This is a genomic window from Bacillus sp. PS196 (assembly GCF_037963555.1).
Taxonomy (GTDB): domain Bacteria; phylum Bacillota; class Bacilli; order Bacillales; family Bacillaceae; genus Bacillus; species Bacillus subtilis.
This window is the reverse complement of the sequence record NZ_CP150159.1, coordinates 1,124,689-1,148,309: the sequence shown is the minus strand read 5'-3', so window position 1 is coordinate 1,148,309 and position 23,621 is coordinate 1,124,689. Positions and strand designations below refer to the sequence as shown.

General features: G+C 45.8%; 26 protein-coding genes and 1 pseudogene. 16 read left to right on the top strand and 11 right to left on the bottom strand.

The annotated features are described in order from the left end of the window. Nucleotides 1-101 precede the first annotated feature (101 nt). Nucleotides 102-1,271, top strand: coding sequence for a sulfate adenylyltransferase (gene sat / locus NST79_RS05965; protein ID WP_076457876.1), 1,170 nt, complete (start codon nt 102-104; stop codon nt 1,269-1,271). After that, a complete protein-coding gene (gene cysC / locus NST79_RS05960) occupies nt 1,268-1,867 on the top strand; it encodes an adenylyl-sulfate kinase (protein ID WP_003233056.1) in 600 nt (199 codons plus the stop codon). Before sat ends, cysC begins: the two co-directional genes overlap by 4 nt. A 27-nt stretch (nt 1,868-1,894) precedes the next feature. On the opposite strand, the gene NST79_RS05955 is transcribed toward cysC, so the two are convergent. Continuing rightward, a complete protein-coding gene (locus NST79_RS05955) occupies nt 1,895-2,701 on the bottom strand; it encodes an alpha/beta hydrolase (protein ID WP_003245141.1) in 807 nt (268 codons plus the stop codon). 205 nt (nt 2,702-2,906) lie between these two features. On the opposite strand from NST79_RS05955, the gene NST79_RS05950 reads away from it, so the two are divergent. Next, nucleotides 2,907-3,545, top strand: a complete 639-nt coding sequence (locus NST79_RS05950; protein WP_003233060.1) for a pentapeptide repeat-containing protein — start codon at nt 2,907-2,909, stop codon at nt 3,543-3,545. A gap of 7 nt (nt 3,546-3,552) precedes the next feature. On the opposite strand, the gene NST79_RS05945 is transcribed toward NST79_RS05950, so the two are convergent. Further along, complete coding sequence (locus NST79_RS05945) at nt 3,553-5,007, bottom strand: PLP-dependent aminotransferase family protein (protein ID WP_212058991.1); 1,455 nt, start codon at nt 5,005-5,007, stop codon at nt 3,553-3,555. A gap of 68 nt (nt 5,008-5,075) precedes the next feature. Here NST79_RS05945 and NST79_RS05940 point away from each other — a divergent pair. Both NST79_RS05940 and NST79_RS05935 read left to right on the top strand, forming a co-directional pair. Then, nucleotides 5,076-5,737: pseudogene (locus tag NST79_RS05940) on the top strand (LysE/ArgO family amino acid transporter). Between the two features lie 49 nt (nt 5,738-5,786). Beyond that, a complete protein-coding gene (locus NST79_RS05935) occupies nt 5,787-6,296 on the top strand; it encodes a DinB family protein (RefSeq protein WP_064671447.1) in 510 nt (169 codons plus the stop codon). Nucleotides 6,297-6,346: 50 nt separating this feature from the next. On the opposite strand, the gene iolX is transcribed toward NST79_RS05935, so the two are convergent. The 3 genes from iolX to NST79_RS05920 all read right to left on the bottom strand — a co-directional run bounded on the left by iolX (nt 6,347) and on the right by NST79_RS05920 (nt 9,478). Beyond that, on the bottom strand, nt 6,347-7,375 hold the full coding sequence (iolX, locus tag NST79_RS05930) for a scyllo-inositol 2-dehydrogenase (protein ID WP_015715649.1): 1,029 nt from the start codon (nt 7,373-7,375) through the stop codon (nt 6,347-6,349). Between the two features lie 208 nt (nt 7,376-7,583). Beyond that, the gene (degA, locus tag NST79_RS05925) at nt 7,584-8,597 is read right to left on the bottom strand and encodes a transcriptional regulator DegA (protein WP_015715647.1); all 1,014 of its coding nucleotides are present in this window, start codon (nt 8,595-8,597) and stop codon (nt 7,584-7,586) included. A gap of 17 nt (nt 8,598-8,614) precedes the next feature. Continuing rightward, a complete protein-coding gene (locus NST79_RS05920) occupies nt 8,615-9,478 on the bottom strand; it encodes an AraC family transcriptional regulator (protein WP_003245539.1) in 864 nt (287 codons plus the stop codon). A gap of 123 nt (nt 9,479-9,601) precedes the next feature. Here NST79_RS05920 and NST79_RS05915 point away from each other — a divergent pair, with 123 nt between their 5' ends. Further along, on the top strand, nt 9,602-10,969 hold the full coding sequence (locus tag NST79_RS05915) for an MATE family efflux transporter (RefSeq protein ID WP_003233074.1): 1,368 nt from the start codon (nt 9,602-9,604) through the stop codon (nt 10,967-10,969). A gap of 29 nt (nt 10,970-10,998) precedes the next feature. Here NST79_RS05915 and farP read toward each other — a convergent pair whose 3' ends face one another. Further along, nucleotides 10,999-11,823 carry a farnesyl diphosphate phosphatase gene (gene farP, locus NST79_RS05910; protein WP_212058989.1) on the bottom strand — a complete coding sequence of 275 codons (825 nt, stop codon included), beginning with the start codon at nt 11,821-11,823 and terminating at the stop codon, nt 10,999-11,001. A 231-nt stretch (nt 11,824-12,054) separates the two neighbouring features. Here farP and NST79_RS05905 point away from each other — a divergent pair, with 231 nt between their 5' ends. After that, complete coding sequence (locus NST79_RS05905) at nt 12,055-12,534, top strand: DinB family protein (protein ID WP_021479592.1); 480 nt, start codon at nt 12,055-12,057, stop codon at nt 12,532-12,534. A 129-nt stretch (nt 12,535-12,663) separates the two neighbouring features. Here NST79_RS05905 and asnB read toward each other — a convergent pair whose 3' ends face one another. Beyond that, the gene (asnB, locus tag NST79_RS05900) at nt 12,664-14,508 is read right to left on the bottom strand and encodes an asparagine synthase (glutamine-hydrolyzing) (RefSeq protein WP_212058976.1); all 1,845 of its coding nucleotides are present in this window, start codon (nt 14,506-14,508) and stop codon (nt 12,664-12,666) included. Nucleotides 14,509-14,688: 180 nt separating this feature from the next. Here asnB and NST79_RS05895 point away from each other — a divergent pair, with 180 nt between their 5' ends. Further along, nucleotides 14,689-15,270: a DUF2777 domain-containing protein gene (locus NST79_RS05895; protein ID WP_212058999.1), complete on the top strand. Its 582-nt coding sequence runs from the start codon at nt 14,689-14,691 to the stop codon at nt 15,268-15,270. Between the two features lie 30 nt (nt 15,271-15,300). Here the strand turns inward: NST79_RS05895 and wprA are convergent, their stop codons facing one another. The 3 genes from wprA to NST79_RS05880 form a co-directional block, all read right to left on the bottom strand. After that, the gene (wprA, locus tag NST79_RS05890; RefSeq protein WP_212058974.1) at nt 15,301-17,985 is read right to left on the bottom strand and encodes a peptidase S8; all 2,685 of its coding nucleotides are present in this window, start codon (nt 17,983-17,985) and stop codon (nt 15,301-15,303) included. Between the two features lie 167 nt (nt 17,986-18,152). Beyond that, the gene (locus tag NST79_RS05885) at nt 18,153-18,509 is read right to left on the bottom strand and encodes a YisL family protein (RefSeq protein WP_160221484.1); all 357 of its coding nucleotides are present in this window, start codon (nt 18,507-18,509) and stop codon (nt 18,153-18,155) included. A gap of 115 nt (nt 18,510-18,624) precedes the next feature. Beyond that, on the bottom strand, nt 18,625-19,530 hold the full coding sequence (locus tag NST79_RS05880) for a fumarylacetoacetate hydrolase family protein (RefSeq protein ID WP_003233084.1): 906 nt from the start codon (nt 19,528-19,530) through the stop codon (nt 18,625-18,627). A 154-nt stretch (nt 19,531-19,684) separates the two neighbouring features. On the opposite strand from NST79_RS05880, the gene NST79_RS05875 reads away from it, so the two are divergent. From NST79_RS05875 to NST79_RS05840, 8 genes are all read left to right on the top strand, one after another. After that, the gene (locus NST79_RS05875; protein WP_134991603.1) at nt 19,685-20,608 is read left to right on the top strand and encodes a CotH kinase family protein; all 924 of its coding nucleotides are present in this window, start codon (nt 19,685-19,687) and stop codon (nt 20,606-20,608) included. 145 nt (nt 20,609-20,753) lie between these two features. Continuing rightward, complete coding sequence (gene yisI / locus NST79_RS05870) at nt 20,754-20,924, top strand: aspartyl-phosphate phosphatase YisI (protein ID WP_003233086.1); 171 nt, start codon at nt 20,754-20,756, stop codon at nt 20,922-20,924. A gap of 422 nt (nt 20,925-21,346) precedes the next feature. Next, a complete protein-coding gene (locus tag NST79_RS05865; RefSeq protein WP_003233088.1) occupies nt 21,347-21,568 on the top strand; it encodes a spore germination protein in 222 nt (73 codons plus the stop codon). A 14-nt stretch (nt 21,569-21,582) separates the two neighbouring features. Beyond that, entirely contained in the window at nt 21,583-21,816 is a 234-nt protein-coding gene (gene gerPB, locus NST79_RS05860; protein ID WP_003233090.1) for a spore germination protein GerPB, read from the top strand. A 22-nt stretch (nt 21,817-21,838) separates the two neighbouring features. Beyond that, on the top strand, nt 21,839-22,456 hold the full coding sequence (locus NST79_RS05855; RefSeq protein ID WP_015252404.1) for a spore germination protein GerPC: 618 nt from the start codon (nt 21,839-21,841) through the stop codon (nt 22,454-22,456). Further along, the gene (gene gerPD, locus NST79_RS05850; RefSeq protein WP_003233093.1) at nt 22,453-22,629 is read left to right on the top strand and encodes a spore germination protein GerPD; all 177 of its coding nucleotides are present in this window, start codon (nt 22,453-22,455) and stop codon (nt 22,627-22,629) included. Before NST79_RS05855 ends, gerPD begins: the two co-directional genes overlap by 4 nt. Beyond that, nucleotides 22,629-23,030 carry a spore germination protein GerPE gene (locus NST79_RS05845; protein WP_010886467.1) on the top strand — a complete coding sequence of 134 codons (402 nt, stop codon included), beginning with the start codon at nt 22,629-22,631 and terminating at the stop codon, nt 23,028-23,030. Before gerPD ends, NST79_RS05845 begins: the two co-directional genes overlap by 1 nt. A gap of 31 nt (nt 23,031-23,061) precedes the next feature. Continuing rightward, on the top strand, nt 23,062-23,280 hold the full coding sequence (locus NST79_RS05840; protein ID WP_003233096.1) for a spore germination protein: 219 nt from the start codon (nt 23,062-23,064) through the stop codon (nt 23,278-23,280). Nucleotides 23,281-23,316: 36 nt separating this feature from the next. Here NST79_RS05840 and hlpB read toward each other — a convergent pair whose 3' ends face one another. Then, nucleotides 23,317-23,619: an HNH nuclease-like protein HlpB gene (gene hlpB, locus NST79_RS05835; protein WP_003233097.1), complete on the bottom strand. Its 303-nt coding sequence runs from the start codon at nt 23,617-23,619 to the stop codon at nt 23,317-23,319. Nucleotides 23,620-23,621 lie beyond the last annotated feature (2 nt).

Here is a 23,621-nt window from a genome sequence, read left to right as displayed (position 1 = left end):
TTCTTGATGTGAGAATCGAAATGATGTTAAGGCGCTGATGTCAAACTTTCATTAAGTGCAGAAAAGAAAACAAGGAAACGTATAAATGGAGGTTGAACACGTTGAATGGAAACGAACCCCACGGAGGGGTATTAATCAACCGCTGTGATCCCGCATGCCATTTTGAAGGGTGCGCGTGCCAAGCAGAGCTGGATCAGCTTGCACTGAGTGATCTGGAGCTTATTGCGATCGGCGGCTACAGCCCGTTAACAGGTTTTTTGGGAGAAAAAGATTATCATTCCGTTGTGAAAGAGATGAGGCTGGCAAACGGCTTGCCGTGGAGCCTGCCGATTACGCTGCCTGTCGGAGAAAAAACAGCAAGACAGCTGTCTGCCGGAGATCACGTCAAGCTTGTGAAAGACGGTGTTACCTACGGCATGATCACAGTCACCGATATATACCAGCCTGATAAAACACAAGAAGCACTGTCTGTTTTTAAAACAAACGATCCTGCCCACCCAGGCGTAAAAAAATTGCTGGCGCGCCCGGATTACTATATCGGAGGGCCTATCACGGTCAGCCGCCTGCCTGACAAATCTTTCGAACAGTTTTATGCAACGCCCGCTGAAACAAGAGCGGCCTTTCAAAAACTCGGCTGGAAGACGATTGTCGGCTTTCAAACCAGGAACCCTGTTCACAGAGCGCATGAATACATTCAAAAAACAGCGTTAGAAACGGTCGACGGTCTGCTGCTTCACCCACTTGTCGGAGAAACAAAGTCAGACGATATCCCAAGCGATATCAGAATGGAGAGCTACCAGGCTTTGCTTAATCACTATTATCCAAAGGATCGTGTCATGTTATCGGTTTTCCCTGCCGCCATGCGTTATGCAGGTCCGCGGGAAGCGATTTTCCATGCGCTCGTCCGAAAAAATTACGGCTGCACCCATTTTATTGTAGGCCGTGATCACGCGGGTGTCGGCAGCTACTATGGAACATACGACGCCCAAAATATTTTTCAATCATTCACAGAGGAAGAGCTGGGCATCAAGCCGCTGTTTTTTGAGCACAGCTTTTATTGCCGAAAATGCGGAAACATGGGCACCTCCAAAACATGTCCGCACAGCCCGAGAGACCACATCCACTTATCAGGCACAAAAGTGAGAGAGCTTCTCCGCCAAGGCAAAAAGCCGCCTAAAGAATTCAGCCGGCCTGAGGTCGCAGCCGTGCTGATCAAGGGACTTCACCAACAGCCTGTTGCCATCAAGCAAAACAGCGGGGAATTGCAATGACACACAATCCGAACATCATTTGGCATCCCGCTGCCATCTCAAAGTCTGACAGACAGTCCTTAAACGGACACAAAAGCTGCGTCCTTTGGTTTACAGGTTTGTCCGGCTCCGGAAAATCGGTGCTGGCCAATGCTGTCGATGAAAAGCTTTACCGCAAGGGCATTCAGAGCTACGTGCTTGACGGTGATAATATCCGCCACGGCTTAAACAAAGATCTTGGATTTCAGACTGGTGACAGGATTGAAAACATCCGCCGGATCGGAGAAGTGGCGAAGCTGTTTGTCGACAGCGGGCAAATGATTTTAACGGCTTTTATTTCTCCATTCAGAGAGGATCGGGACATGGTTAGAGCGCTCTTTCCTAAAGGTGAGTTCTTCGAAATTTATGTGAAGTGCCCGCTGCATGTTTGTGAACAGCGCGATCCAAAAGGGCTTTATAAAAAAGCGCGAAACGGAGAGATCAAACATTTCACCGGGATCAATTCTCCGTATGAAGCGCCGCTTTCACCCGATTTCATCATTGAGTCAGACCAGACCTCTATTTCCGATGGAGCTGATCTCATCATTAACGCACTGCAAAACAGAGGAATTATATAAAAAACCCGATCAATGTCGGGTTTTTTCTTATGAGTTGGAGAACTGCGCAATCAAACTGTTGATCTTCTCTTTTTCCTCATAAAATGCTCCGTGCCCGCTGTTTGCAAACGGAACCAATTCCGACTGTTTGATGCCGCGCTTCAATTCTTTCGCAAAATCAAACGGCGCAATTCTATCCTTTCTCCCGTGCAGGATCAGCGTCGGCACCTTGATTGCAGCAAGTTCCTTTCTGAGATCTTCGTCTCTTAATGCGATGCCCGAGTGGATCGTCCCGTAGGAGGAGGCCTCCAGCATCAGATTGAGAAACCACTGTCTAAGCTCTGGAGACACTTTTTTCTCAAAAAACTGTTTCCCTAAATCAGCCAGTGTTTTGGGCCGATCAGCTTTGAACAATTCAATCATATCGTCAATATCCTGCTTCCTCATCCCGTACGGATAACCCGGGCGTTTTGTAAACGCGGGGGCCGCCGCAGACAGTAAAATCAGCTTATCAACATCGGCTCCTTCATGCCTTGCCATATAACGGATTGCAATGGCGCCGCCCATTGAAAAACCGGCAAGAATCGCATTCTCAAGCTGCAGCGTATAAATGACTGCTTTCACATCATCGGCCATCGTGTCATAATCGTAGCCTTCCCAAGGGCGGTCAGATTGCCCATATCCCCGTAAATCAACGCCGATAAAACGAAATCCCCTTTTCGGAAGCTCATTCATTTGATATTCAAACATCTTATGATTCAACGGCCACCCGTGCAAAAAGATGATCGGCCTTCCATGTCCGATATCCTCTACAAACAGTGTCACATGCTCCTCGGTTTTGATGTAATGCCCCATTCCGCATTCCTCCTGTTCCCTTTGGCTTTTTCGGCCTGTAAACGCCTTGACGTATAGGAAGCTTTCCATTTATGCTTACAAAACAAGCGGGCTGCTGTACCAAGAAAAGGCTCTTCACGATTTACTATATGTATCAATTTCCTTAACGATCTATTAAATTGAACCCGGAAGCCTCTGTTTTTCGGGCAGCAAAGGATGTCATCACATGAATAAAATCGCAATTCAAAAACCGAACATACCGGAAAACCTGCAAACCGCAGATTTTCATGATGCCGTGACACAGGATGATGTAATCAGCATGCATTTGTTTGAAGATTGTACAATCTGCGGCGAAGATATCGAAAGACTCTGTGTGGAAAAAACGGTATTCAGAAATGTCGTCTTTATCGATGTGTCTTTTCGGCATATTGAACTGACCGATGTGATCTTTGAAAAATGTGATTTATCAAACGCCGATTTCAGCGGGGCTGTCATTCACAGAACTTCAGTTAAGCAGTCAAAAATGGTTGGAATGAATGTGGCGGAAGCAACGCTGCGGAATGTTTCATTCGAGGAATGCCACGGACATTTCAGCTCATTTTCGTACTCAAATATGAAACAAGTTCGATTTGATCACTGTGCTCTTATGCAAAGTGAATGCAGCGATACGGTGCTCCAGCAGACACACTTTGACGGATGCGAATTGGAAGGCGCCAGCTTTACCGGCACGTCCCTTCAAAACATGGACATCAGCACGTGCCGTTTTGAACAGCTTCATGTCTCCCTCGACAAATTGAAAGGCTGCAAAATCGCACCTGAGCACGCGATTGCCTTCGCCAGGGCACTGGGAGCTGTCATCGTATAACCAAAGCCTAGGACATCATCAGGCGGCGTGCTGTTTCAGCTGCCGCTTTAATGCCAGTTTCCAAATCTCCAAGAGATGCATAGGAATATGACAGCCTGATGCTGTTTCGGTCTTCACCGTCATAAATGTAGCCGGGATTCACAAGCACCTGCCGTTTCAGCAATCCATAAAAGAAACGGCTGACAGGCAGGTTTTTGTGAAATGTCACCCAAATATAAAAGCCGCCTGCGGGAATCCGCCACGTGGCAATGTCCCCGGCATACCGCTCGAGAAAATGAACGGCGGCGTCTCTCCTTTCTTTAAGCTTCCTGCGTACCCAAGTCAGATGCTCTTCATAATACCCCTGTGACAGCCACTCGGCAGCAGCCCACTGGGACAGGCCGCTTGATCCGTAGTCTGTCTGCATTTTAATGTCCGCCAGCCTTTCAATAACCGGCTCCGGACCGGCAAGCCAGCCGATTCGCAGACCGGGGCTAACCGTTTTTGAAAACGTGCCCAGATACAGAATATTGCCCTCATGATCCATTGCTTTCAATGGCTGTGGCGGTTTTTTTTCAAACCATAAATCACCGTACGCATCATCCTCAATGATGGGCAGCTGCTCTTTTTTTGACAGGCTGATGATCTCTTTCCTTCGCTGCTCTGACATGACTGTGCCTGTCGGATTATGAAACGACGGAATCGTGTAAAGCAGCTGTCCTCCATATTGTTTTCGATTAGAAGAAACAAGCCCCGCTTTGACCCCTTCATCATCCATCGGCAAGCCGCGAAGCCGCATCCCAGCTGATTGAAATACATGCAAGGATTGAAGGTAGGACGGCTTCTCCGTCAAAATGACAGAATCTCGTTTTAAAAGTCCAATTGAGATGAGCTGAAGTGCCTGAAGTGCACCGGACACAATTAAAATTGCAGACGGTGACACATGGATCTTCTTTCCTTTTAAATGGTCGGCCACTGCCTCCCGCAGCAGACGGTTTCCTTTCGGCTGCTCATATCCTAAAGACAGGGCGCCAAGATTGATTTGCTGAAACATCCGTCCAATTGTGTCAGCAGGCACAAGATCCGGTGAAAGTTCTCCAGTTCCTAATCTGATGATATCCGCTCTTGGTTCGTTCTGATTAATAGCTTGAATGATGGAAGAATTGGCGCGATGAATGCCCGAACGGACGTAATCGCTCCAATCAAGCGGAGGCTCAGCCGCCAGCACGCTCCAAGTACTGTTTACAACCTTCGTACCGCCGCCTCTTCTTCCCTCTAACAAGCCTTGAGACGTGAGTTCATCTATGGCGGCTGTGACTGTGCTGCGGTTGACTTGAAACATGTCGGCCAGCGTTCTCTGTGAGGGGATTCTCGTCCCTACAGCCCACTCTCCGTGAAGAATCTTGTCTTTCATATATTGTTCGATCTGCCGATGCAGCGGAACATCCGACTTTCGGCTTGGCTGCCATTGCGACAAGGTCATGCCCTCCCCTTTTTTACACATTATACATTTGGCTGGTTCCTAACCCAACCAAATGGCTGGAGACTTTAGTGACAATCTCTCTTATGATTGAAAAAAATGTGAAGGGAGCTTTTTCAGCATGAATGCAATCATTCACGGAATTGTGCTCGCGTTTGGCTTAATTTTGCCGCTGGGAGTGCAGAATGTGTTTATTTTTCAGCAAGGCGCGTGGCAAAAGCATATTTGGCGGGCTCTCCCAGCTGTCATCAGTGCTTCAGTCTGCGATACCCTGTTAATCGTATTAGCCGTTGCGGGCGTGTCTGTCATTGTGCAGGAGCTGCCTGTGTTTGAGACAGTCATGATGGCCGGGGGATTTTTATTTTTGCTTTATATGGGCTGGGTGACTTGGAACAGCCGTCCGAACACAAGCCAAAATGAGAAACATACGTTCACACCAAAAAAGCAAGCTGCATTTGCGGCCGCTGTTTCTCTTTTAAACCCGCATGCCATTCTGGACACGATCGGCGTCATCGGCACGAGCTCTCTTCAATATTCGGGGCTTGAGAAATGGCTCTTTATGGCCGCCTGCATCACTGTGTCTTGGATTTGGTTTATCAGCCTTGCAATAGCGGGCCGGTTGTTTCAGACGATAGATACGAGCGGCAGGCTTATGCTGATGGTAAACAAATGCTCTGCAGCGGTAATGTGGGCAGCGGCAGGATATTTTGGGGTGTCACTCTTTTGCAATTGAAGGAGAAACAAATGAAAAAAACGAATTTCTTAGAAAAGGGGGCATACTGATGACTGATGCAAAACAGTTTTATGACTATCATTCTTGGGCAAACAAGAAAATATTTACCCATATCGAAAACCTGCCGGAGGAAACTGCCTATCAAGAAGTAAAGAGCGTATTTCCTTCTGTCAGCGACGTGCTGCTTCATATGTGCAGGGCTGACTACATTTGGCTGAATGTTCTTTCGGGAGTGGCCTACCAAGAGATTATAGACAGCGCAGGCAAATTAGAGTCCGCGCAAGGTAATATGGCAGCGATTAAACAGCACGCTGCCGAGCTGGAGTCACAGTATCATGATTTCTTCAGCCGCCAGACGGACTTAGAACAGACCTTCACAATGCAGCATCCGAAACTAGGTACACTGGAATCAACCTATGCAGACACCATCCTGCATGTCGTCAATCACGGCACTTACCACAGAGGAAACGTAACCGCCATGCTGAGACAGCTGGGCCATTCAGGCGTACCTACTGATTATATGTACTATTTATATGAGAAAAGAGAAAGCAAGGGCTAAAATGTCCTTGCTTTTTTTTGCGGAAAACCTCAAATGCAACACATTAGCTTTTACATACCTGTATAAGCGCGCTTCACATCAAGCTGTACAGGCCTGCCGCTCTTATAGGAATTGGTCGCCGCGATGCCCACTTCTAAATTGATCGTCGCATCGATATCTGTCACAATCGGTGTTTTTCGATCCCGGACACACTCGGCAAAATGCTGAAGCTCCAAGCAGTAGGCTTCATGAAAACGAGTTTGAAAGTCTGGAATGATATCAAAACTGCTCCCTTTAGCCGATAGGATGGTCACATGTTGATGTCTCAATGTTCCTATGAAAATACTGCCCTCTGTCCCGATCACCTCCGCCCGAATGTCATGTCCATATGGAGAGGTTCTGCTTGCCTCGACGTCCCCCGCTGCGCCGGAGTCAAATTCAATATACGTCAGCGCCTGATCCACATCGCCGTACTGCTCCATAAACGGATTGTTCAGAATCCTGCCGTGTCCTGAAACAGAAGTAATTTCCGCCCCTAGCAAATAACGGGCAATATCATAGTCATGGATGGAACAGTCAATAAAAATCCCACCGCTGTGTTTGATAAATTCTGCGGGAGGCGCGCCTTGGTCGCGCGTAAAGCCTTTATAATAGATAGGTTTGCCGATTTCTCCAGCGTCGATCCGCCGTTTGGCATCTGCGTATGCTGGATCGAACCGTCTCATAAAGCCGACTTGGCAGATGACACCTGTCTCCTGCACTTTTTCAGAAACTGCTCTAGATTCCTCAAGGCTTAATGTCAGCGGTTTTTCAACAAAGATCTGTTTGCCGTTCTCGGCAGCTTTGATGATCATATCACCATGTGTGCTTGTCGGCGTTACGATAATGACAGCGTCAATGCCGGTATCTTCTAACACTTCATACGGGTCCTCTGACCATTTTTCGATACCGAGTTCTCTGGCAACCTGCTCCGCTCTCCCTTTTAACGGATCACCGACACAAACCAGCTTTGCCCCCGGCACACTGGTGACGAGATTTTTCGCATGATAATAACCGAGCCTTCCTAATCCCAATACTGCGCACCTTACTTGATGTTCCACGTCCCATCCTCTCCTTTATCTCATTTCGGGCTCGCTTCAGGAAAGCGCTTTCTCTTAACAGCTAAAAAAACAGCGGTTCTATCCGCTCTGCCATTTTGCGCAAGCGCTTTCTCAAAAGATGGTTTCATTTTACACTGCCTTTGGTTTACACGCAATATGTTTTTTTGGCTTCAACTGTCATAATGAAAAAACCCGCTCATTAGCGGGCTCATGTGTTGAGCGGTGATGTAGAATGTCTGACTACAAGCTCAGGCGGGAGCACTATTTTTTGTTTCGCCTTTCGTTTTCCCTCTATTGCTTCTGCCAGCAGTTCGATGACGCTCCGCCCCATCTCTTTTATCGGCTGGGCTACGGTTGTCAGGGGCGGAGCCGCCATTTCTGCGAGTATCGTATTATCAAAACCAATGATAGAAAGATCATCCGGCACTTTTATGCCTCTTATTCTCGCAGCTTGTATGGCGGCACAAGCCAATACGTCGTTGAAGGCAAAAATAGCAGTCGGAGCGTTTCTGTCGAGCAATTTTCCCGCTTCTTCCTTGCCGCTTTCCAAGGAAAACCGCGTCTGGATGATAAGTGATTCATCAATGGGCACGCCCGCTTCCTCCATCGCCTGACGGAAGCCTTTGATTCTATTTTTTTCGCCTGTCGTTGACCCGTCTCCAATAATGCAGGCGATGTTCGTGTGGCCGAGTGACAGAAGATGCTTGGCAGCCTCATATCCGCCACGAACGTCATCTATCACAACAATATCCATCGGAAGAAGCGGCTTATCCTGAGAAATCATGGCAATCGGAATGTGTTCACTGGCGATTTCCTCCAAAGCAGACATACTGTCATGGCTTTCAATCCCTGTTGCAAAAATAATGCCATCCACCTTTTTCTGTTTCAGCACAGAAAAATACTTTGTTTCTTTTTTCGGATCGTAATCGGTGCTGCAAATCAACATTTGAAAACCGAGCTCATCCGCTCTTTCCTCAATGCTTTTGGCCAGTTCGCCGTAAAACGGATTTGAAATATCAGGCGCCACGAGAGCAATCATATTCGTTCGTTTTCCCGTTAACGCCGCGGCGTGAACATTGGGCGTGTATGCCATTTCATTCATGACATTCATGACCTTCTGCCGTGTTTTATCGCTGATTCTCCCCGTATTGTTTATCACACGGGACACAGTTGTGATCGAGACACCCGCCGCCTTTGCCACATCGTAAATTGTTGTTTTCATGTTCATCCCTCGTCTGGTTATTGAACTTTCCGGCTGACAATTTTCCGGTATTCAATTGGTGAAATGCCTTCTATCTGCTTAAAGAGTTTTGAAAAGTATGTCGGATCTTCCATTCCGACCGTTTCCGCAATAACGCCCATTTTATCATTTGTAGAGGATAAAAGACGCTTCGCTTCCGTCATTCTCACCCGGTTCGTGTATTGTGCCGGAGTTACGCCGAGCACCTGCTGCATGCAGCGGCTCACATAATCCTGATGATAGTGAAGGGCGAGCGACAGATCCTTGATTGTCGTCTTTTCCTTATAGTGCTCCTGTAAGTACCGGGCCGCCTCCCAGGCTACCCGCTCTTTCGCAGACGGTATTTGGAACGCTTCTTTTTGAAGATGCAGCATCAGCTCCTCAAATAAGATTTGCTTTCTGAGGGGCAAATCAGAGTTTTCCGCGGAGTAATCGATCAGCTTTTCAAACTGCTGCGCCATAAACTGCGGGCGCTGCACCTTGCCTTTTCTCGGCAAAGCCAATCCGTAGCGGGCCGGCTCTTCGAAGCTCCCTTTTTCCTGCTGAAGCTCAGACCAGTTGCTGCCTCCCTTTGCCGTAAATTCATATCGATGTTCATCGAAGTGAAGCCAATAGTAGGAGGTTGCTTCATCACTGCCCTTCGTCCCGTAGTGTTCAAGACCGGGAGAAAGCAAGATGTACTCGCCGCCTTCAACAGAAAACGATGTTTCATTTTCCGTTATATATAACGTTCCCTGTTTGACATATATCAGATCAAACACGGAGAATACACGTTTCACATGGGTTTCTCCTTTTTTAAAAACCCCTTCCCCAGCTGCGATAAATACCGGAAAAGGCGGGACTGTAAACAGGATGCGAGGCATTTGAATCATCCTCCTTTTTAAGTCGGATTTTTACAAGAAGTATCGTTTCTATCCCTTTTTATTATAAGGAAATGGAGGTACACTTTAAAACGTTGATTTTATTTACGAAAGGGGTTAGACACTATGAAACAAGCTGTCTTCAAATCAACTGCTTTGAAAAAACCCGCTGACAAAACGTTCTCATTATTTTCGCTTACTTGGCCGATCTTTATTGAGGTCTCATTATATATGTTTATGGGTAATGCCGATACACTGATGCTCAGCCAATACTCGGATAACAGCGTGGCAGCAGTCGGCGTCAGCAACCAGATTTTAAATTTAATTATCGTGATGTTCAGCTTTATCGCAACAGGAACGACCGTTATCATTTCACAATTTCTAGGCTCACGGCAAAAGAAAGAAGCCATGGAAGTCGCTTATGTGTCAATCGGCGCCAACTTCTTCATCAGCCTGGCCATCAGCGCCGTCGTCTTTTTCGCGGCTGTCCCTCTGCTTCATATGATGGGATTATCAGACGCACTGATGCCTGATGCGAAAGTCTTTTTACAAGTTGTCGGAGGTCTGTCCTTTATTCAGGCTTTAATCATGACATTCAGCGCGATCTTAAAAAGCTACGGCTACACAAAAGATACAATGTTTGTCACTATCGGCATGAACATTTTAAACATTGCCGGAAACTTTGTTGTGATTTTCGGTTTGTTCGGCTTTCCTGTTCTCGGCGTTGCCGGTGTGGCCATGTCCACATCTATCGCCCGCGTCATCGGATTAATCGCGATGATTGTGATTGTCAACAAACGCATCCAGCTGAAGATGTCGCTGAAAAAAGTCTTTCATATGCATAAAGAGCATTTGCGCAAGCTGCTGAAAATCGGCATTCCTTCTGCGGGAGAGCAGCTTTCATACAACCTTTCGCAAATGATTGTCACGTATTTTATCGCCATCATGGGCGCGCAGGCGTTGACAACAAAAGTGTATACGCAAAATATTACGATGTTTATTTTGCTGTTCGGCACTGCGATCAGCCAGGGTACACAAATCTTAATCGGCCGTTATATCGGCGGCAAACAATTTGATGCCGCTTATGAGCGCTGCATGAAGAGCTTATATTGGGCACTCGGAATTGCTGCGGCTACCTCTGTTTTGATGACGATCTTTTCAAAAGACCTGATCGGACTCTTCACACAAAGCCCTGACATTATAGCAACTGCAAGCCTATTGATTGCCATGACCATTATTCTTGAACCAGGCCGCTCGTTTAATGTCATTATCATTAACTCTCTGCGGGCTGCGGGGGATGCGAAATTCCCGGTTTACATGGCAATGATTTCAATGTGGGGCATCGGCCTCCCGCTTGCTTATCTTTTCGGCATCCACCTCGGTTTCGGTCTTGCCGGCATTTGGATTTCTTTTATCGCGGATGAATGGGTCCGGGGAATCTTAATGTACAGAAGATGGCGCTCACGTATCTGGATTCAAAAAGGTATGGCGTAACACCCGGCTCAATCAAGGCCGGGTGTTTTTTAGATATCAGACAGAATCTGCTTCACTTCGGTCTCTGTGAGAGCGATGTGATGTTGAAATACATCGTGCTGCTTCGCCCGGATTTTTTCTAAAACAGCCCGGTGCAAATGAAGAGCGGCTTTCACCGTTTTTTGAGAATACTGCGGAAATAGCGGCAAGGCATCCTGACACTCTTCAAGGTAGGCTTCTGCTTCAAAAGCGATATACTCCCACGTCATTGTGAACGCTTTATTTACGGTGCCTTTTTGGAGATCAGCCTCTGTATAGCCGAATTGCTGCATTACCTGACGGGGAATGCGGTTTTTTTGCTGATCTGTGCCAAGATCACTTAAGAAGCGAACCAGCTGTACGGCCAAGCCTAGAGAGACGGCTGCTTGTTTGAGCTGATCTTGTTTTCGGCGTGTCAGTATCGGCAGCAGCATCAATCCGGCAGCACCGCCCGTCCGATATGCGTACATGAGCAGTTCATCAAGGTCATCATACGGCTTGGCGTCTTCTTTTTGTGCGGCAATAAACTCCCGAAAAGGTTCGCTTTCCAATGTAAAGGTCCGATACGCATGATCAAAAGCCTTCCATAGATGTTGATTACCGTTATTTGTCCTTTGGTAAACATGATCAGCTTTAGCTTCAAATGCGGACAATACCTTTTCGTCTGCACTGGCCGCCGTGTGGCAAAACGACAATACTGCCCAAGAGGCTTGTCTTTGCTTTAGCGGAAGATATGATAATGCTTTGAAACAGGCTGGCGCGTATTCGCCAACAATCTGTCCGCATTGCTGGTAAGCTTCTTTTATCTCTTTCATTTTCTCACTCCTATGTATCACTGCTTCTTCAAGTCTAGTATGTTTTTTCCTAATTGTATATGAAGAAAATGCCGATTCTTACTTTGTAAAAGTAACAAGACGCACAGCATCATCGACGAGATATGCATTATTATTTTTAATGCCATACAACAGGTAGAATGTAAACATTTCTCAATCATCACTTCAATAATAGAGGAATCACGGAAAAAAGGGCTAATTGTTATGATACATGATAGTATTGGAGTGAGTTCAGTGATAAAATTTTTTGAATATAACTGGCAGGTTAGAGATCAATGGTTTACTTGGTGTCATCAACTAACCACTGAAGAATTACTTAAAAACCGTCTTGGCGGAGTAGAGAATATTTTATATACCCTTTTTCATATTATTGATGTGGAATATAGTTGGATTCGTGCTATCCAAGGAAAAGAAGATATCGCTGTTCAGTTCGCTGATTATCAAACACTCAATAAAGTGAAATCTCTCTCAAATACATTCCGAACTGAAATAATTGATGTTTTACAAACACATTCAGATCAAATAAAAGATGAACTTGTAAGCGTTCCTTGGGAGACAGGCGTTTTATATACGCGAGATGAAATATTACACCATATCATCGCTCACGAAATTCACCATATTGGTCAACTTTCTGTATGGGCTAGGGAATTAAAGTTAAGCCCGGTATCAGCTAGTTTTATCGGCAGAACATTAAAACCTATTCATTCTTATTGAAGGAATGCGGGGGCAATTCGATAGTGCTGTTGTACAAAAAAGGATAGATAGAGCATATATTTCCCTGCTCATCTATCCTTCTTATTTAAATCTATACATCTCTGGCTTTTAATCACATTTGTATTGAACCTACCTCTCGTCAATATCAATGCGATACGCTTCAAACCATGTATGAATTTGAGCAAGATGGGCGATCAGCTGAGGCCCCTTCATGAGCTGCCCGAACCACGGCACCTTGAAGGAGGAGCCTTCCGTTTCTAAAAGCTGATCTAATTGTTTTCTGTCCAGCAAGGTATGGAGCACGGAGTCCTTTTGGCTTCTGATCGTTTTCAGCCATTCGCTGACGCCTTTTGTATATTCCGGATGGTGTGTTTTCGGATACGGGCTTTTTTTGCGATACAGAATGTCATCAGGCAAAATACCTTCAAGCGCTTTGCGTAAAATGCCTTTTTCCCGATTATCATGCATTTTCATTTCCCACGGAATATTCCAAACATATTCCACAAGCCGGTGATCGGCGAACGGCACCCGCACTTCCAGGCTCGCCCCCATGCTCATGCGATCCTTCCGATCCAAAAGGTTCGTCATAAACCAAAGCATATTTAAATAGAACAGCTGTCTTCTTGCTTTATCCACACCCGTTTCTCCGTCTAATAATGGCGTTTCTGCCAAGGTTTCTTCATATTTGGCATTTACGTATTCTTTCAGATTCAATTTTTTCTGCCATGAGTCAGAAAGCAGCTTGATCCGCTCCTCCGTTGATCTCATCCATGGAAAGCCAGACTCAACATCTGCCGTATGGAACCACGGGTACCCGCCGAAAATCTCATCCGCGCACTCTCCCGATAGGCTGACGACAAAGTCCTTTTTGATTTCCCGGCAAAACCACAGCAGGGATGAGTCGACATCCGCCATTCCCGGCAAGTCTTTGACCAGTACAGCTTCCTCCAAATGATCAACGAGATCTTTTTGGCTGATGACGCATTTGTGGTGCGTTGTGCCGAAAGCCTCTGTCATTTTTTCAATCCATGGTCCGTCATCATTCGGCTGAAAAGCGCTTGCTTGAAAAAATTTATCGTTCTCTTCGTAATCAATCGAATAAGTATGAAGCGGTGCTTTTCCTTCCTTTTCAAAATGGCCCGCCGCAATCGCTGTAATTGCGCTTGAGTCCAGACCGCCTGATAGGAATGTGCAAACCGGCACATCCGACACAAGCTGCCGCGTCACCGCGTCCTGAAATAACGATCTGACATTGGCAACCGTGTCATCAAAACTGTCCGTATGTTTTTCGCTTTCAACATTCCAATAACGCCAAATATTAAGTCCGTCTTTGGAAAATGTCAGCGCGTGAGCCGGGCGGATTTCTTTTATGCCTTTAAATATGCCAGTGCCCGGGGTTCTGGACGGTCCAAGACCGAAAATTTCAGAAAGTCCCGTTCTGTCCACTCGCGCTTTTATATCAGGGTGCGCGAGGATTGCTTTGATTTCCGAACCGAAGAGAAATGAAGAGCCTTCCTTCGTGTAAAAAAACGGCTTTACGCCGAGACGGTCTCTCGCGGCAAACAACAAATTTCGCTTTTCATCCCACACAGCGAAAGCGAATATGCCATTGAGATGGTCGACACAGTCTTCCTGCCATTCGATGTAGCTGTGCAGAAGCACCTCGGTATCTGACGTACGCTCGAATTGATGGCCCCGCGCCCGCAATTCTTTGCGCAAATCTTCCGTGTTATAAAGCTCGCCATTGTAAATAATGGTGTACGTATCCCCTTTATAGGTACACGCCATCGGCTGGCGTCCGCCTTCAATATCAACAACCGCAAGTCTTTTATGTCCGAATAAAACATGGTGCTCCCCCCAAACGTTTGAATCATCAGGCCCTCGTTTGGAAAGAGTGTCTGTCATTCTGTCCATCGTTTGTTTTTCCTGGACGAGCTGCTTTTTAAAATCGATCCAACCCGTAATTCCACACATGTGACATCAGCTCCAATCCCGTTTCTTTCGTAACAATTTCGTTTCTTTCAGCACCTTAGTAAGTTTATGCATCTATAGGCAGATAGTTGATTTGTCCATAAAAGAGTTGTATGGGACAGGCTTGAATTGGAAAGAAAAGAGTTGTATGGGACAGGCTTGAATTGGAAAGAAAAGAGAGGAATGAAGAAAAAGGAGACAGCATGGATGAAACGGAAACAATTGATATATACAGGGGAACGAAAATGGGAATACGGCACCATCCTCATCGAAGACGGCATCTGTTTAATCGAAAACGGAGAAGGCGATATACTGCTGGCGGACAGTCTCCAACACAGCCCAATCTGGATCCATCATAAAGGAAAGTGGGAGCAAGCCGGCTTTCAGGACAAGTTGGTTTTGGCATGCGGTGCAGAAAACATCTCCCTTTCCGGCGGAGAACGCATCCGCTATGAGAAATCAGTCAAGCGGCCGCTCATGGCGCTTTTGGATTCTCTTGACGACGAAACCTTTATCGCGTTTCTACAGCACTTGCACAGCTTCGGCTTATCGGTATTCGATTGCGTCTTTTCTTATAATAAAGGAGTCTTTTCGAATTCTTCGGCGGGGCAGGGTGTGTCCTTTTATCACTTTTCAAATGACACCGCCCAATGCGCGATGCAGCATCACTACAGCAGCGAAGGGACAGGAGACCGTTTTGAATGGACGGCTTCAAACGGAAAGCGATCCATTATGTATTCAGCAGTCCAACGGGGGGGCAAATAAAAAAGCGGTGCATCGAGCACCGCTTTTTGGTTACTTTTCAACAACCACTTTTGCTTCCTTGCTTTCTTTTTTATCTGTATCCGCAGCCGTGACGTACAGCACCGTTCCGGCTTTTTGTTTTTTGATTTTCACCGAAAACGTTCCTTTTGCGTCAGCTTTGGCAGAAGCAATGACTTTCTTTGATTTGTTTTTCACTCTGATCATCGCTTTGCTGTTTGCCTTCCCTTTTACTGCCGTATCCTTCGTTTTCACCGCGTTTACTTTCGGTGTGCCGGAAGGTTTTCCTTTGACGACAACAACTTTATACGATGTTTTCGCATCGCCTTTTGTTGCTTTCACATACAGTACTTGATCCTGTTTTTGAGTCGCGATATTAACCTTGAACGCATTGTCTTTTCCGGCTTTGGCGCTGCCGAGTTTCTTTTTGCCGTTCATCACCTCGATAAGTGTGCCTTCCTTCGCGCTTCCTCTGACAGCTGTTTGAGTGCTTTCCAGCTTGTTGACCTTAAGCTGTAAATCAGCTGCGCTGACAGCCTTCATGACATTCAGCCGCCCGTAGCCTGAATGCCAGTCTACACCAGGTGTCTTCGGAATTTCAATCGGATCGCCATAATCGTCATACAACTCTTCTTCTCCGCCATCGACACTTTCAAAGGAAATATCATCTGCCGTCTTTTTCAACATATCCTCAACTTCTGTTCTTTTCAGCTTAGGATTTTGAGCAAACAGCAATCCTGCAGCAGCGGCAGCATACGGCGTCGCCATAGACGTTCCGCTCATGTACGTGACATTTCCGTTCGGCACTAAGCTCGGGATATCAGACCCTGGAGCAGATATGTCCAGACCTTTTCCATAGTTAGAGAAATCAGCGGTCATATCCATGCGGTTCGTTGCGCCGACTGACATCACATATTTAGAAGATGCAGGATAAGATAAGGCATTTTCTCCATCATTCCCGCTGGCTGCGGCAATCAACACATTTTTGTCAGCTGCGTACTTCAAAGCAAATTCAAGCACGCGGCTGTAGCCACCGCCTAAACTTAAATTAATCACCTTTGCTCCTTTGTCAGCAGCATATTTGATGCCGAGAGCAATTTGTTCAGTATCTCCGGAACCTGCGGAATCAAGCACTTTTACCGGGATGATTTTTGCTTTGGCATTCAATCCAGTCATTGAATAGCCGTTATCGCTTTGGGCCGCAATAATGCCTGCGACATGCGTCCCATGCCCCTGATCATCCATTGCATTGTTATTCCGTCCGACAAAATTGTGTCCGAGATCTGTTCTTACTTTTCCTTTTAAATCAGCAAGCGTGCTGTCTACGCCTGTGTCTACTACTGCAATGAGTGTATCGTTAAGCTTGCGTTTGGACAGCAATGTGTTGGCAGGCTCATATTTCACATCCGCATTTTTGACACCCCCGTTTTCACCGTTGTTTTTAAGCGGCCATTGATAAGGGTACTGAATATCGTTTGCCAGGCTTTTGTATTCCTGCACGGGTTCCGCAAACTCTACATTGGACATCTTGGATAGTGTCGCAGCAGCGCTTTTGACCCTTTTGGCGCTTGCCGTATATGCGCCGTTCTGTTTCTTATCTTTCGGAAGTTCAAATGAATACAGATTGTCAAACAATTTCTTTGCCTTTTTCACATTAGATATGTCTTTTTTCGATTGCGCGCTTGCAGAAAAGCCCTTCATTTCATTATGTACGGATGAGAGGCTTTTATTGTCCTTCACCTTGAAAATAACCTTTGTTGTCTGAACTTCACTTTTTGCTGCAATATTGTTTTCTGTTAAAATGGCTCCGGCTGTTTTGCCTTGCAGCTGCTTCATATTTAGTCGGTCCGCTTGTTTCTTTATCTCCTCTTTAAGGAATGACGGGACTGATTGTAAAGCTTTATCATATAGCCGGTTGATTGCTTTTTGATCCTTTTCAGTGACCTTATGCGAAGATGATGCTCCGTTTTCTGACACATCGTCAAATAACGGCTTTAATGTCACAAGATCCTGATAGATTTCATTTCTTGCTGTTTTATTTAGTGCGAGCTTTGCAACGATAAACGGTGCTGCTTTGTAATAAAGGCTTGTCAGTTCTTTGCCTTCTGCTGTTTGGCTCAGCTGCTCATCACGAATCGCTCTCAGCTTATCCAGGATGCCTTTTCCTGATTTCTTCTGATCGACACTCATTTCAACCGGACAAGCTTCTTCCTCTTCTAAATCTGACGGCTGTTTTTTGGTGCCTTTATACCCAATCGTATACTTGGCTTCTGCAGCTGCTTCTGCCGTTCCGCCGTCCTCTGGTTCTTCTTCTCCGAGGTATTCAACTTTTACATAGTAAGGGCCGCTCCACGCGTATGGAAAAATGACTTCGCTTTTTCCATCCTCCGCTGTGAAAGAACGGTACATCTCAAACGTCTCATCTTTAAGCGCTTTTTCCTTACTTGGATATACAGATACATTCAGTACTGAATCACTCTTTACGGTCAGTGCCATATGTGAGTTTTTCTGAATATCCGTTGCTCCCGGGGTCACTTTGTACCATTTCACCTGTTCCGGCTCCTTCATGGCGCCTGTCTGCTCTTTGCCGTTTTCCAGAGCAGCCGCCTGATCGATCGCGCCGGCCGCTGCAGCTTTGGTTCCCGGAGAAAAAAGGCTGAAAATCAGTGCAAAAATAAGCACTGCCGCCACAACCGAGCTGAATTTTCTGCGTTTCATGTTATCCCTCCTGCAAAATAATGAATCTCCTTGAAGGTATCATAATTTCATAGGACGAGATACCGCTTACAGGGAATTTTAAGGTTATTTTAAATGATTTGGAATATGAGGGGATAAATATAAAAAAACCCAACTCTATCAAAGAGCCGGGTTCATAGGTTTTTCTATTAAAACAATTGAAAACCAATTGGCAAATGCAGACCGAGCAGCACTGTCAGCAAAAGGACAATGACGAAGCCTACCCACAGGCCTCCTGTTGATTTTTCTTTTTGCTTGCGGATGAGGAGCATTTCCATCAGGCCGATGGTGATAATGCCCAGAATCATTTTGCCGGCGTATTCTCCGTTCCAGTTGGCGAAACGGACAAACAGCTCAGCTCCTGTCAAAATAATAAGGATATAGAATAACCGCAGAATCATATGAGTGATTTTTGCGCCCTTTGCACTTCCTGACGAATACAGCGAGTAGCTGACGAAAAGCAGAATCAGCGCTACCACCCATGTCGTAATATGTAGGTGTGTCATATATGTTCCCCCTATCAGATAAATTACCCCACTTATAGTACCATGAACTTGTCCTCTGCCACAAAGATGATTGTCAGAAAAAACGGGCGGGTCCGGGTCCGCCCTCCAGTTTTATTCAGCCAATTTGGTTTGACAGCGTTCCGATCGGATCAATTGTAATATCAATTTTGTCACCTGACCGCAAGAATTTTGGAGGCGTAAACCCCTTGCCGACACCAGACGGCGTACCGGTGGCAATGATGTCGCCCGCTTCAAGCGTCATCCCCTTTGAGAGGGTTTCAATTAATTCCGGAATGGAAAAGATCATATCGCTTGCCGAACCGGATTGGCGCAGCTCGCCGTTGACTCTTGTTTCAACCTTGAGGCGCTCTGGCTCCTGAATCGTTGATTTATGTACAAGCACGGGCCCCATCGGACATGTCGTATCCAAGCTTTTTCCGATAAAAAACTGCTTATGCCTTTTTTGCAGATCACGCGCCGTGATATCATTCACAATCGTATATCCGAAAACATGGTCATATGCATCTTCTTTTGAAATGCGGGTCCCGCTTTTTCCGATCACGACAGCAAGTTCTCCTTCATAATCAAGCTGAGAGGTAACCTCTTCATGGCTCTTTACGATATCACCATGCCCCGTAACCGTTACCGGCGATTTTGTAAATACCATCGGATGCTCCGGAATATCAGCCTCGCTTCCCATTTCAATCGCGTGATCCCGGTAGTTTTTGCCGATGCAGATGATATTTTTTGATGGCTTCGGAATGGGTGCATGGAGCTTCACCTCAGATAATGAATACATAAATGATCCCAGCTCATCATTCGGTTTCTTTGCCCACTCGGCCAGCTGCCTTGCATGCGCAACGAATTTATCCCCTTCTGCGATACATTCAATCAGCGATCCCGGAATCGTCTCAAGTTCAAACAGTTTTTTTTCAGCCTTTTGCAAATCCATAATTTTCTCATCATCAATGATCAGGCCGACAAACATTCGGTTGTAAAGTTCCCCTGTCGCAAATTTCATGTTATTCCTCCATCATCTTTTAAATCAGAATGCTCCTTCATGTATTCTCTGTCGAATGCTGAAATCCCTTTTTCTCAATTCCGTTTTCATTTCGTTTCAGGACGGGCTTGCTCTACATATCATACAAATGTCGTTTTGAGAAGGAGGAAAGAATATGGAGCGCGTGCATTTATTTTTTCATCGGGAGCAGCTGAAAAGGAAAGGTACTGCCAAGGGGCTTTTCGTAACAGATCGATCTGTTTCTCCCATTCTTCTCACACAGCGTGACAGAGCGGAAAAGGCATCCTATGAAATCAGCTGGGAAAAGTCTCTGCTTGGTGAAAGGACACTTTTTTTGAATGCAGAACAGGATGATCCGTCCCTGATGCGGCGCAGACTCGCCTATTGTTTTTTTGACCAGATCGGCGTACCTGCTCCCGTTGCCTCGTACAGCTTTCTGACCATCAATGGCCAGCCTGAAGGCATTTATTTGAACATCAAGAACCATCAGCCAGCCGGTAAAAGGAGTTACGGAGTGAAGACGGCCGATCCAAGGGTTCCGTTGTCCCTTTTTAACAATGATTCCTCGGCATTCTTACATGAATTTTTCATACTGATCCGCACAGCCGGAGATGACGAATTGGCTGAAAGGATTAAATTGTATCTGGATGTCAAGCTGTTTTTTTTGTGGCTGATCGGCAACGCCTGCACCAATCAAGGCTTTTACTACACATTTTGTTTAAACGAATCCGGTCGGCTTTACGTTTCCCCGATGGAGACAAGATCGCTTGCCGTACAAGAATGGTATGAAGAAGACCCGCTTCTGACAAAAGGAAAGACGCTTTCGTCAAGGCTTCTATCCATTCCCGCCTTCAGGTCGCAATATCACACCTTAATGAAAAACGTGCTGAAGCGGTCGTTTACTATTGAACGATTATCTCCTCTCATCAACGAATGGCACCTTGACATTTGTCAAAGTGCTGCTGATGATCCTTTTATCAAAAAAAGCCCCTTTCAAATCGAAAAGGAGCAGACCAACATACTTAGAGAAATTGAGGAACGGCAGGACTTTTTGCAAGCACACTTAGCAAGACTTTAGTCCTTTCTCCATTAAAAAAGGCCGCAGCAAAAATTGTCGCTTTTTTAGTCAAATTGACGAAAGGCAACCTTTTGAGCCAAAATAGGTTATACTAACGATATCCTGTATTTATATCAAAATAAAATCTAGAATTGGAGATAGCGTAATGAACAGTAAAATTGAAGAAATGAGGATCACACTAATTGAAACCGCACAAAAATATGGCATGAATTCAAAAGAAACGATTCAATGCAGCCAAGAGCTGGATATCCTGCTGAATACCCGGATTAAAGAAGAAATGATTTTTGGGAGATATCTTGAAAACTCCCGTATGTAAATCATTTTCTATAACAATTAGAATACACCACATGTAACTCCGCTTTTTGCTCAGCACTTCTGGGATATACCTCAGGGCGAGAATGTGCCCGCCCAAAAATCGAATACCGCAGCACGACATACTCCAAAAAGCATTCTACACGCAAAAACACCAAAGAAATAAACAAAAATCACCATAGGCGGATAGCGGCATCCTTCGCCGCATTTCCGCTCAATTTATACCCAACATCCTCTTTTGCCATGTTTAAACATAACGGCCCGAAAAAATAAAGCGCTTTCATAAAGAGCCGATATGTCCCCTTTAAATTTCTCTCACACATATGTGCGTTTGTCATAAGCTATCGTGAATAGCCCAATTGAAATCAGAATTGTCATTTCACTTTACCTGTCTTTTTTTAATTTTTCAACAAAGGATGTGCTCGTATGCCGGCCATTGTCGGAGCGTTTAAAATTAATGCGATTGGTACGAGCGGAGTCGTTCACATCGGGGACTGCATTACGATTTCTCCTCAGGCTCAGGTCAGAACGTTTGCCGGTGCTGGCAGCTTTAATACCGGCGACAGCCTCAAGGTGATGAATTATCAAAACGCGACGAATGTGTATGACAATGATGCGGTTGATCAGCCGATCGTGGCCAATGCGTAAAAGGAGTGAGGCTCATGAACTTCTATATTAATCAAACCATTCAAATCAACTATCTCCGGCTGGAATCAATCAGCAACTCCTCCATTCTGCAAATCGGGAGCGCCGGATCAATCAAGTCACTGTCAAATTTGTATAATACAGGAAGCTATGTAGAACCGGCACCAGAAGTTTCTGGCTCAGGGCAACCGCTCCAGCTGCAGGAGCCCGACACAGGTTCATTGGTCCCGCTCCAGCCTCCTGGCCGTTAATCATATGAAAGAGGTGAAGAACATGTATGATCAATCTGTTTCCTCTTACCTGCAAAACTTGAATTCCTTCGTTCAGCAGCAGGCGATTCACATTCAGCAGCTCGAACGTCAGCTGAAAGAGATTCAAACTGAAATGAATACGATGAAACAGCGGCCGGCCACTACCATTGAGCGTGTGGAGTATAAATTTGATCAGCTAAAAATCGAAAGGCTCGACGGGACTTTGAATATCGGTTTAAATCCGACTGACCCGAACAGCGTCCAAAACTTTGACGTCAGCCAGTCGACACCGCAAATCGGGATGATGCAGCAGGAAGAGAGCGCTCAGCTCATGCAGCAGATCCGCCAGAATGTCGACATGTACTTAACCGAGGAAATCCCAGATATTTTGGAACAGCTTGAAAATCAATATGACAGCAGACTTGACGATACAAACAGACATCATGTTATTGAAGACATCAGAAAACAAATGGACAGCAGGATTCACTATTATATGTCCCATATCAAAAAAGAAGAACATACACCGCCTGCACAATATGCAGAACATATCGCTGAGCATGTGAAGCGTGATGTCATCCGCGCTGTGGAACACTTTCTGGAGCATATTCCATCAGAAATGAAAGGAGATGAGCAAGCATGATCTTTACAGTCATCAACCGCAGCTTGGAAGTCGGGGACATCCGGATGAACGGTGTGTCCAGTTCCTCCGTTTTCCACATCGGAGACACTGAATCCATCTACCTGTCTTCTATTTTTGATACACCGCCTGAATCTCTTATTATTGGGCCGTTTGCTCCGCTTGCGCCAGAATAATGCTTAAACGCATATCACGCATCAGACTAGTTAAGTTTAATTCCCTCGGGATCGCAAGTGTGTTTCAAGTTGGCGACACAAATGAAATCGATATGAGTGTAAAAGTATTTGCTGTGCAGCGTTCTCTGTCCACGTTTTACCATAATGAAGGCTCATTTAACAAAAAGGAGTATCAGATCTTTCAGCAGCAGGCCGTGAAGCCGCTCCCCGAAACAGGTGTACAAAGCGCTTTTTGCCACGAGGTGCCGGCTATTTATGTTCGCAGCATCAAAATTCAAGGGGTCTCAGCCTCTTCTGTTTTACATGCCGGATCAGCTTCGCTTATTCGCGGTGATGCGAGACTCAAACATATCAGACAGATTCAGTCTCCCCGCTCACAATCGCCCGCCAAGAACATATAATAAACAGAGACTTCGATAAAGGGTGTCGTTTATGCCAGCAATTGTCGGGCCTATAGCTATCAATTCCATATCGGGCGGAGTCGTAAACTTTGGTGATTCCTTTTACCTTTCTCCGAAAAGCTCTTCAAAATCTGCGCTCGGTTCGGGAGCAGGAAACACGGGAGATTTCCTTCTATTAAATAACGCAGTCAACGCGACAAATTATATAGACCCCGATGTCAACGATCAGGATATGGTTGGAAACGGATAAAAGCAGCCGCTCTGCAAAGAGAGGGCTGCTTTTTAGTCATTTTTTCTTTTTTCGTTCATTTGATTTCTTTGTTTTGATCAGCTTCTCAGGCGGCTGTTTTCTGATCCATTTGACAAACCGGGCAAGCTCTGGATCGCTTCTGAGTTCAGCCATTCCGTTTAAACGTACGGCGAGCTCTTGATTGGTATATAAGGCATGAATCTGTTTATGACAAGGAATACAGAGCATCGCTGTCGGCAAAAACGTTCCGCCTTCCTCTTTCGGTGTGAGATGATGCTCTGTCAGCTGGACATCGCTCCGGCCGCACAGCTCACATATTCCGGCAGTCTGCTTTGCCATAT